Below are 9825 nucleotides of genomic sequence, written 5' to 3'. Positions count from 1 at the left end.
TACTGGTATGAGCCGACGATTTTGACGAACGTGAACCATCAAATGAAAGCGGTTCGTGAAGAAATTTTCGGACCGGTTGTCGTCGTGATGAAATTCCGCGATGAAGCCGAAGCCATTGAATTGGCGAACGACAGCGACTATGGACTGGCCGCCGCGATTTGGACGAAAGATCATGGCCGCGCCGTTCGCGTAGCGAAACAGCTGCGCTCCGGCATTGTCATGGTCAACAGCCCATTCTCCGCTTTCCCAGGCACGCCGTTTGGCGGCTACAAACAGTCCGGATTTGGGCGTGAGCTGTCTGTCGAGGCGCTTGATTTGTACACAGAAACGAAAAGCGTGCTGTCGTATTACGGTCCGCGTCCGCTTAATCCGTTTGGCGTCTAAGATTTTCTCCGTTTTGCGTTTGCTACTATACGAGAGCGGGTCGCGTCCTTGGAAGCAACGTTCAGTTTGCCGCCCTTGAAGGCAAGAGCCGGTTAGGGCAAGCGTGGAGAGACACGCCCGCTCGTTTGCCGAGCACCCCGTCGCTCGTGATGGGGTGCCCATTCATTTGACGGCGTCCGCTGCTTGGCGAAAGGCACGCCGGCTTGATGCATCAGCCGTCATATGCGAAAGCAGGAGAGGGGGAAGACGATGATCGAACGCCTTGTTGTCGTCGGCAGCGGCGTGATGGGGAGAGGCATTGCTTATGTCGGCGCTGTCGGCGGGTTCCAGACGACCTTAGTGGACATTAAGCAAGAACAATTGGAGAGCGCCCAGAAGGAGATTGCTTCGATTTTTGAACAAGCGGTCGCTCGAGGGAAATTGACCGACAGCGAGCGGCAAGAAGCCGAGGCGCGCCTGTCGTATTCACTTGATTTGGCGGCCGCTGTGCGCGATGCCGATTTGGTGATCGAGGCGGTGCCGGAAAAGCTTGAATTGAAAAAGCAAGTGTTCGAGACGATTGACGCCCATGCACCGGCGTCGTGCTATTTTGCGACGAATACATCCACCATGAGTCCGACCGAAATCGGTTCGTTCACGAAGCGGCCGGAGCGGGTGATCGCCATGCATTTTTTCAATCCGGTTCATAAAATGAAGCTTGTGGAAATCATCCGTGGCCTTGAGACGAGCGACGAAACGGCGCAAGTGGCCAAAGAAGCGGCCGAGCGAATGGGAAAAGAGACAGTGGTTGTCAATGAATTTCCTGGATTTGTCACGAGCCGGATCAGCGCCCTTGTCGGCAATGAAGCGTTTTACATGCTGCAAGAAGGGGTCGGGACGCCCGAAGAGATCGACAAGGCGATCAAGCTCGGCCTCAATTTCCCGATGGGGCCGTTTGAGCTCGCTGATTTAGTTGGGCTTGATACGAGATTGAACAACTTAAAATATTTGCACGAAAAACTCGGAGAAAAATACCGCCCGGCGCCGCTTTTGGAGCAATACGTCAAAGCGGGGCGGCTTGGCCGCAAAACCGGCCGCGGCGTCTATGACTATACGAATCGGGAAAACAGCTGATTCGCTGGAAAAGGAAGGGAGAGAACATGGGCAGAGAAGTCGTGATTGTGGATGCGGTGCGCACACCGATTGGCCGCTACAAGGGCGCGCTAAAAGAAGTCAGGCCGGATGATTTGGCGGCTGTTGTCATTCGAGCGCTCATCGAGCGAAATCCGAATGTGCCGGTCGAGCAAATTGATGACGTTGTCTTTGGAAACGCCAACCAAGCCGGCGAGGACAACCGAAACGTCGCCCGCATGGCGGCGCTGTTGGCCGGGCTGCCGATTGAGGTCGCAGGGGTGACGGTCAATCGGCTGTGCGGTTCAGGGCTTGATGCGGTCAATTATGCGGCGCGGGCGATTTTGGCCAATGAGGCCGATATCATGATCGCCGGCGGCGTGGAAAGCATGACGCGCGCCCCGTTTGTCATGGCCAAACCGTCAAGCGATTTTCCGCGCGGCAACATCGAGATGTATGACACAACGATCGGTTGGCGCTTTATCAATCCGAAAATGCACGAAATGTATGGCACCGACAGCATGCCGCAAACGGCGGAAAATGTGGCGAAGCGATTCGGCATTACGCGCGAGGCGCAAGATGAGTTTGCTTACGAAAGCCAAATGAAAGCGAAACAAGCGATCGAAACGAATCGGTTTGCCGATGAACTCGTGCCGGTCGTTTATCACGATCGAAAAGGCAACCGCGTTGTCGTCGATAAAGACGAGCATCCGCGTCCGGATACGACGCTTGAGAAACTGGCGAAGCTGCCCCCATTGTTTGAAAACGGCACGGTGACGGCCGGCAACTCTTCCGGCGTCAACGACGGGGCGGCGGCGCTGCTAGTCATGAGCGCAGAGAAGGCGAAGGAACTCGGCCTCAAGCCGCTGGCGGTTTATGTCACTTCGGCTGTCGCCGGCGTCGAACCGGCGGTGATGGGGATAGGCCCGATTTTTGCGACACGCAAAGCGTTGCGCCGCGCAGGGTTGTCGCTTGACGACATCGGACTTGTCGAGCTGAACGAGGCGTTTGCCTCGCAAGCGCTGGAATGCATCCGGCAGCTTGAGCTCGATCGGGCGAAAGTGAACGTCAACGGGGGAGCGATTGCCCTTGGCCATCCGCTTGGCGCGAGCGGCGCCCGCATTTTGACGACATTGATTTACGAAATGCGAAAACGCGGCGTCACCTATGGCTTGGCAACGATGTGCATCGGCGTCGGCCAAGGAATCGCGACGATTGTGAAAAACGCGGACGAACGGTGAGAGCGCCTTGTCTTCGTTCGGCGGAAAGGATGGTTATGTTCAGACGACGGCCCGTCATACAGCCGGTCTGGTTGAATGACGTCTGCCTAAGTTGATGAAGCTGCCGAAGCTGCGGCCGCATGTTTGCATGCCGTTGAGAGCCGCCTGCTTTTTTAGCGGTGCGGCTCTTTTTTATTCCTTTTGTTTTTTCGTCCGTCTTGCCAGCGTGATAAAAGTTTGTTACGATTATATTTCGAAAACAAGATAAAGGGAGCCCATTCACAATGAACACACGCTCAATGATCTTTACGATTTACGGCGACTACATCCGCCATTACGGCGGTGAAATTTTGATCGGGAGCCTAATCCGCCTCCTCCGCGAGTTCGGCCATAACGACCAGGCGGTGCGGGCGGCGGTGTCGCGCATGAGCAAACAAGGCTGGATTCGCGCGGAAAAACGCGGCAATAAAAGCTACTATTCGCTCACGGAACGCGGCGTCAAGCGGATGGAAGAAGCGGCGCGGCGCATTTACAAAACGCGCCCCGAGCATTGGGACGGGAAATGGCGCATTCTCATCTATACGATTCCTGAGGATAAGCGGCATTTGCGCGATGAACTGCGAAAGGAGCTTGTTTGGAGCGGTTTCGGCACGATTTCCAACAGCTGCTGGATTTCACCGAATAATTTGGAGCAACAAGTGTACGACTTGATCGACAAGTATGACATCCGCCCGTATGTCGACTTCTTTCTTGCCGAATACGATGGACCGCATACGAATAAGCAGCTTGTGGAAAAGTGCTGGAACTTAGAAGAGATCAACCAAAAATACGAGCAGTTTATTGCGGTCTACAGTCAAAAATATGTGATTGACAAACATAAAATCGAGCGCGGCGAAATGTCGGACGCGGAATGTTTTGTCGAGCGGACGAAGCTCGTCCATGAATACCGAAAATTTTTGTTCATCGACCCCGGCTTGCCGGAAGAGCTGTTGCCGAATGAGTGGATGGGAAGCCATGCGGCCGCCTTGTTCAACGACTATTATCAACAACTCGCGGCACCGGCCAGCCGTTTCTTTGAAGCGGTGTTTCAAGAAGGGGCAGAGCTTGACAAAAAAGAAGAGGAAGAGATATCGGTGGAATGAACCGGGATGCACGGCGCAACAACAGCTGTGCATCCTGTTTGACGTTCATGGAACGTTCGGTACGGCAACGTGGAAGAAGCATGTTGTCGTCCAAACGATCATCATTGGTGTGGACGCCCACCAATCGTTGTCGATTTTTCATCGCTGTGGGGCGCGGCGTTGACTTACGGCAGTCTTCACTGGTGAAAATAGGCTTCAAAGGAAATTCATACGGTTAAATTGGTGTTCGTTTTTTCTTCGTTATATAAATCAACCATTCGCATCTTCTAAAAAATATGGTATCGTTTATATATAACGTATTTTTCACGGGGTGTGAATATAATGAATGATGTTTGNCGTTTGCTTGATCTTCGTTATCCGATCATTCAAGGGGGGATGGGCAACATCAGCAACGCCGAGCTGGCGAGCGCCGTATCGGAAGCGGGGGGGCTTGGAACGATCGGAGCCGGAACGATGACGCCCGATGAGGTGGAGGCGCTGATTATTGAAACGAAGCGGCGCACCAACCGTCCGTTTGCTGTGAACATCCCGCTGCAGGTGACGCCGCACGCCGCGGAGATCGCCGAACTTGTCATCCGCCATCAAGTGCCGGTCGTTTCGCTTTCAGCTGGCAATCCGGCGCCGTGGATTCCACGTTTTGCGGAACATGGCATCAAGGTGATCGTCGTCGTCGCCTCGGTCAGCCAAGCGAAAAAAGCGGAAGCGGCTGGAGCGGATCTCGTCGTCGCTGAGGGGTATGAGGCGGCGGGAATCAACTCGCCGCTCGAGCTGACGACGATGACGCTCATTCCGCAAGTCGTCAGCGCCGTCCGCATTCCTGTCATCGCTGCCGGCGGCATCGGCGATGGGCGCGGGCTGCTTGCCGCGCTGGCTCTCGGCGCCCAAGGGGTGCAGCTCGGCACCAGGCTTGTGGCCACGAAGGAAGCGCCGTTTCATGAAGCGTATAAACAGCGGCTTGTCGAGGCAAAGGAAAATGAAACGGTCATTGTCGGCCGTTCGGTCGGGCGCATCCGCCGCGTCATGCGCACGCCGTATGTCGAGAAGCTGCTGGAGTATGAACAGCAAGGCATGCCGCTCGAGCAGTTTCAAGAATATACATCGGAGGATCGTCATCGCCGCGGCGCCCTCCTCGGCGATTTCCATGAAGGATTTATCAACGCGGGGCAAATCGCTGGCCTCATCGATGGCGTGCCAACGGTGGCCGAGCTGTTTGAACAAATGATGACAGAAGCCAAAACGCAGTGGCAATCATTATCCACACTATTTCGCTGATCGAACGAAGACGCCTGTCAAACGGCGTCTTTTTTTGGCGATGAAAAATTGGTTGATAGAGGATTGACACTAACAATGAACATCGTTACTATAAAAATAGTATTACGTTATTTTAACGTGATAATATTTTTTGTTATATTAACTTGAAAACGCTTTCAAGCGGTGAAGCAAAGGAGAGGGGAAGCGATGAATGTCATGCTATCGCCAAACATGTCACAAAGATTGGATTTGTTTTTCCAAATGCGTGAACATGAACAGGTGGTGTTTTGTCTCGATGAAGCGACCGGCCTAAGGGCGATCATCGCCATTCATAGCACGGCTCTTGGGCCGGCGCTCGGCGGCTGTCGGATGCATCCGTATGCCACGACGGAAGAGGCGCTCGCCGATGCGCTTCGGCTGTCGAAAGGGATGACGTATAAATGCTTGGCTGCCGATGTCGATTTTGGCGGCGGCAAGGCGGTGATCATCGGCGATCCGCGCAAAGACAAATCGCCGGAATTGTTTCGCGCTTTCGGCCAGTTCGTGGAGTCATTAGGCGGCCGGTTTTACACGGGCACGGATATGGGGACGACGCCGGACGATTTTGTGCACGCGCTGAAAGAGACGAATTGCATCGTCGGCGTTCCGGAAGCGTATGGCGGAAGCGGCGACTCATCCGTGCCGACCGCCGAGGGCGTTGTTTACGGCATTCAGGCGACGAACGATGTTGTGTTTGGCAGCAAGCATTTGCATGGCAAAACGTATGCGGTGCAAGGGCTCGGAAAAGTCGGAAAAAAAGTGGCGCTTCGTTTGCTTGAAGAAGGGGCGGATCTGTATGTGTGCGATTTGAACGAAGCGGCAGTCAAAGAGGTCGTGGCGTACGGCAAGCAAATCGGGGCGTCCGTCAAGCCGGTGAACGGAACGGATATTTATCGCGTCGAAGCCGATGTGTTCGTCCCGTGCGCATTTGGCGGCGTCATCAACGATGAAACGATCGCCGAGCTGCGAGTGAAAGCGGTCGTCGGTTCGGCGAACAATCAGCTGGCTGACAAACGCCACGCCCGTATGTTGAAAGAAAAGGGCATCATGTATGCCCCCGATTATATCGTCAACGCCGGCGGCCTCATTCAAGTGGCCGATGAACTGTACGGAGCGAACAAAGAGCGGGTGCTGGCGAAAACGAAAGCGATTTATGATACGCTGCTCGCCATTTATGCGCGGGCTGAATCGGAAGGAATAACGACGATCGAGGCAGCCGATCAATTTTGCGAAGAGCGGCTCGAGAAACGCAAACGCCGCAATCATTTTTTCACGCACCAAAAGCGGCCGAAGTGGGATATTCGACGTTAATGCCGAGTCTATCCATATGAAAAAATGTCTGAAAATACGTAATATAATACCTTATTTTTTAATTCAGAGAAAAATCCTTTTGGAAAGCAGCGATCAAAGAGGCGAGGAGGAATCATTCATGAAACAAGCGATCAAACGATTCGCGATACCGGTCGTTTTCGGAGTTTTGGCGCTCTCAGGCTGTGGGGGAGAAGAGAAGGCCGCGACGAACGGTGCGAAAGAAGATGGAAAGCAGAAAACGTTTACGATTGGCGTCACCCAAATCATTCAACATCCATCGTTAGATGCTGCCTTCAATGGATTTAAAAAGGCGCTCGAAGACGGGGGATTTAAAGAGGGGAAAAATGTTCGGTACAATATCCAAAATGCCCAAGGCGACATGAATAACAGCCAAACGATCGCCAATAACTTTGTATCGGATGGGGTTGACCTTATTTTTGCCAACTCGACTCCGAGCGCGCAAAGTGCGCTCAATGCGACGAAAGACATTCCCATTGTGTTTACATCCGTGACGGATCCGGTCGGCGCCGGTTTAGTTCCATCGATGGACAAGGCAGGGGAAAACATCACGGGAACAACGGACAGCCATCCCGATGCGATTCGCAAAACGATTCAATTCATCGATGAGCAAACGGATGCGAAAACCGTTGGGCTTATTTATAACGCGGGCGAACAAAACTCGTTGGCGCAAATTGAAAAAGTGAAGGAAGCGGCGAAACATACGGATTTGAAGTTGGTGGAAGCCTCCGTTTCGACCACAGCCGAGGTGAAACAGGCGGCAGAGTCGTTAGTTGGCAAGGCAGATGTGTTTTACATCGTGACGGACAACACCGTTGTATCTGCCATTGAATCGGTTGTCAGCGTTGCCAACGAGAAAAAAATCCCTGTTTTTACGGGAGAGCTCGATTCATTAAAACGAGGCTGTTTTGCGGCGTATGGGTTTGATTACTACGATATCGGCTATCAAGCGGGGCAAATGGCAGTCGCCATTTTAAAAGGAGAAGCCAAACCATCAGAGATCAAACCAGAATATCCGAAAAAATTAAAATTGGTGATCAATAAACAAGCAGCGGAAAAACAAGGAATCAAACTGAAGCCTGAATGGGATCAAATGGCGGAATACATCGAATGAAAGGATGAGTGCTGTTGCTGGCGTCCATCACGGGAGCAGTGGAATCGGGACTGATTTACGCCATTATGGCGCTGGGAGTGTATTTGTCGTTTCGTGTGTTGGATTTCCCTGATTTAACCGTGGACGGCAGCTTTGTGACAGGAGCTGCTGTGGCGGCGACGTTGATTGTCAACGGGATCAATCCGTTTGTGGCGACGTGTCTGGCGCTTTTCGTTGGATTCGCTGCCGGGTGTATGACCGGGCTTCTTCATACAGCAGGGAAGGTCAATTCGCTTTTGTCGGGCATTTTAATGATGATTGCGCTTTATTCGATCAATCTTCGCATCATGGGGCGTTCGAACGTGCCGCTTTTGAATGAGAAGACGGTTTTTACAACCATTCAAGAATGGGGGACGAAAATCGGACTTGACTCGGCCGCGGCGAAAACATGGGGAATTCTCCTGTCGATGACGTTGCTTGCTCTTTTGTTTAAATGGTTCACAGACTGGTTTTTACAGACGGAAATTGGGCTTGCGATTCGGGCGACGGGCGATAATCCGCGCATGATTCGCAGCCTGTCGGCGAACACCAATTTGCTCATTGTCTTAGGGTTGGGCCTTTCCAATGCCATGGTCGCGTTCTCGGGGGCGCTTGTTGCCCAGTACGGCGCGTTTGCCGATGTCGGGATGGGAATTGGCATGATCATTATCGGTCTGGCTTCTGTCATTATCGGCGAAGCGGTATTTGGAACGAAAACGATCGCGCGAGCCACGCTTGCCGTGATCGGTGGAGCGATCATTTACCGCATTGTTGTGAGTCTCGCTTTGCGCGTCCAATTTCTCGAAACAGGGGATGTGAAGCTCATTACGGCATGCATTGTCATTTTGGCGCTCGTTGTTCCGCAAATGGTTCGTCAACAAAAAGAGAAAAAACGCAAAGAAGAAAAAAGATGGAATCGAGCGCAGGTGATGGACGTTGCCGCAACGGGAAAGGGTGAGGCGGATGTTGCAGTTAAAAGGGATTTATAAAGTGTTTCATGAGGGAACGCCTGACGAAAAGATCGCGCTCCAAAACATTCATTTAACACTTCGAAAAGGAGATTTTGTCACTGTGATCGGCAGCAACGGAGCAGGAAAATCAACCTTGATGAATTTGATTTCAGGAGTGTTGTTTCCTGATGAAGGGACGATTTGGATTGACGGTCAAGATGTCACCATGATGCCGGAATACGTCCGCTCCCGCTATATCGGAAGGGTGTTTCAAGATCCGATGGCCGGAACGGCGCCAAACATGACGATTGAGGAGAATTTGGCGATGGCGTATACACGCAATCAAAAGCGCACGCTCCGCCGCGGAGTGACGAAAAAACGGCGCGATGATTTTCGCGAGTTGCTCTCCACCCTTCATCTCGGTTTAGAAAACCGTCTTCAGGCGAAAGTCGGCTTGCTCTCGGGCGGAGAGCGGCAGGCGTTGTCTTTGCTTATGGCGACCTTCACTGAACCTGCCATTTTGCTGCTCGATGAACATACAGCGGCTCTCGATCCAGCCAGAGCGGAGTTGATCACCAACTTAACAAAAGAGATTGTGGAGCGATATCGATTGACGACCTTGATGGTCACCCATAATATGCAGCAAGCCATCGAGTTAGGAAACCGCCTCATCATGATGGATAAAGGGCAGATCATTTTCGAAGTGGATGAGAATGAAAAGAAAAGCTTAACGGTAGAAAAGTTGCTCGCAGAATTCCAACGCATTCGCGGGGAACAGCTCGCAAGCGATCGTGCGGTATTGAGCTGATCGATCAGCCATTCAAATACCATGGGGAGGAGGAATGGCATGGAACTCGATTTTCCGATTGTGCAAGTATTGAATGAAGAAGGAACGATTGTGCAGCCTGAATATCGTGAACAAATCACGAAAGAATTGACGATGACGATGTACCGCCATCTGATTCGCACGAGAATGGTTGACCGAAAATGTATCAGCCTGCAGCGGCAAGGGCGCATCGGGACGTATGTGCCGTACGAAGGGCAAGAGGCGTGTCAAGTCGGAAGCGCGCTTGCACTCAACGATGGTGATTGGATGTTTCCGACCTATCGCGATCATGGGGCGATGATGACATTCGGCCGTTCCTTAACGCAAACGCTTTTATACTGGAAAGGGCGGACGGAAGGGTGTGTTCCACCTGAGGGAAAAAAAATCGTTCCGCCGAGCGTTCCGATTGCCACGCAACTCCCTCATGCAGCGGGGGCGGCGT

Annotated in this window: 10 protein-coding genes and 1 pseudogene; all 11 read left to right on the top strand. The window is 52.6% G+C overall.

Translation table 11 applies throughout. From position 1 onward, the window contains the following. On the top strand, positions 1–384 hold a 384-nt coding region (locus VU18_RS19845), incomplete at its 5' end, for an aldehyde dehydrogenase (RefSeq protein ID WP_047758003.1). A gap of 249 nt (positions 385–633) precedes the next feature. Continuing rightward, positions 634–1497 carry a 3-hydroxyacyl-CoA dehydrogenase gene (locus tag VU18_RS08550; RefSeq protein ID WP_021321741.1) on the top strand — a complete coding sequence of 288 codons (864 nt, stop codon included), beginning with the start codon at positions 634–636 and terminating at the stop codon, positions 1495–1497. Between the two features lie 26 nt (positions 1498–1523). Further along, positions 1524–2735 (top strand): acetyl-CoA C-acyltransferase, encoded by a 1212-nt coding sequence (locus tag VU18_RS08545; protein ID WP_011231521.1) that lies wholly within the window; start codon positions 1524–1526, stop codon positions 2733–2735. Positions 2736–2998: 263 nt separating this feature from the next. After that, positions 2999–3856, top strand: coding sequence for a phenylacetic acid degradation operon negative regulatory protein PaaX (gene paaX, locus VU18_RS08540; RefSeq protein WP_047757985.1), 858 nt, complete (start codon positions 2999–3001; stop codon positions 3854–3856). A 291-nt stretch (positions 3857–4147) separates the two neighbouring features. After that, positions 4148–4191 (top strand): annotated as a pseudogene (locus tag VU18_RS21095) (hypothetical protein); the annotation flags it as partial. Between the two features lies 1 nt (position 4192). Continuing rightward, positions 4193–5128: nitronate monooxygenase family protein (locus VU18_RS08535; protein WP_236687329.1), on the top strand; the 936-nt coding region annotated here is incomplete at its 5' end. A 186-nt stretch (positions 5129–5314) separates the two neighbouring features. Continuing rightward, positions 5315–6457: a Glu/Leu/Phe/Val dehydrogenase gene (locus VU18_RS08530; protein WP_014196077.1), complete on the top strand. Its 1143-nt coding sequence runs from the start codon at positions 5315–5317 to the stop codon at positions 6455–6457. A 118-nt stretch (positions 6458–6575) separates the two neighbouring features. Next, positions 6576–7589 (top strand): ABC transporter substrate-binding protein, encoded by a 1014-nt coding sequence (locus VU18_RS08525; RefSeq protein WP_014196076.1) that lies wholly within the window; start codon positions 6576–6578, stop codon positions 7587–7589. Positions 7590–7603: 14 nt separating this feature from the next. After that, positions 7604–8596, top strand: a complete 993-nt coding sequence (locus VU18_RS08520; RefSeq protein WP_021321744.1) for an ABC transporter permease — start codon at positions 7604–7606, stop codon at positions 8594–8596. Continuing rightward, positions 8571–9365: an ABC transporter ATP-binding protein gene (locus tag VU18_RS08515; RefSeq protein WP_047757983.1), complete on the top strand. Its 795-nt coding sequence runs from the start codon at positions 8571–8573 to the stop codon at positions 9363–9365. The genes VU18_RS08520 and VU18_RS08515 overlap by 26 nt, the downstream gene beginning before the upstream one ends. Positions 9366–9404: 39 nt before the next feature. Further along, on the top strand, positions 9405–9825 hold a 421-nt coding region (locus tag VU18_RS08510), incomplete at its 3' end, for a thiamine pyrophosphate-dependent enzyme (RefSeq protein WP_047757982.1).

Source organism: Geobacillus sp. ZGt-1 (assembly GCF_001026865.1).
Lineage (GTDB): Bacteria > Bacillota > Bacilli > Bacillales > Anoxybacillaceae > Geobacillus > Geobacillus thermoleovorans.
Note: the sequence above shows the minus strand (reverse complement) of the source record. Positions and strands in the feature narration are given on the sequence as shown.

Bases quoted from the DNA above. Each gene is read 5' to 3' on its own strand.
- VU18_RS08515 (WP_047757983.1), top strand. From the start codon at position 8,571: ATGTTGCAGTTAAAAGGGATTTATAAAGTGTTTCATGAGGGAACGCCT.
- VU18_RS08530 (WP_014196077.1), top strand. From the start codon at position 5,315: ATGAATGTCATGCTATCGCCAAACATGTCACAAAGATTGGATTTGTTT.
- paaX (WP_047757985.1), top strand. From the start codon at position 2,999: ATGAACACACGCTCAATGATCTTTACGATTTACGGCGACTACATCCGC.
- VU18_RS08545 (WP_011231521.1), top strand. From the start codon at position 1,524: ATGGGCAGAGAAGTCGTGATTGTGGATGCGGTGCGCACACCGATTGGC.
- VU18_RS08525 (WP_014196076.1), top strand. From the start codon at position 6,576: ATGAAACAAGCGATCAAACGATTCGCGATACCGGTCGTTTTCGGAGTT.
- VU18_RS08550 (WP_021321741.1), top strand. From the start codon at position 634: ATGATCGAACGCCTTGTTGTCGTCGGCAGCGGCGTGATGGGGAGAGGC.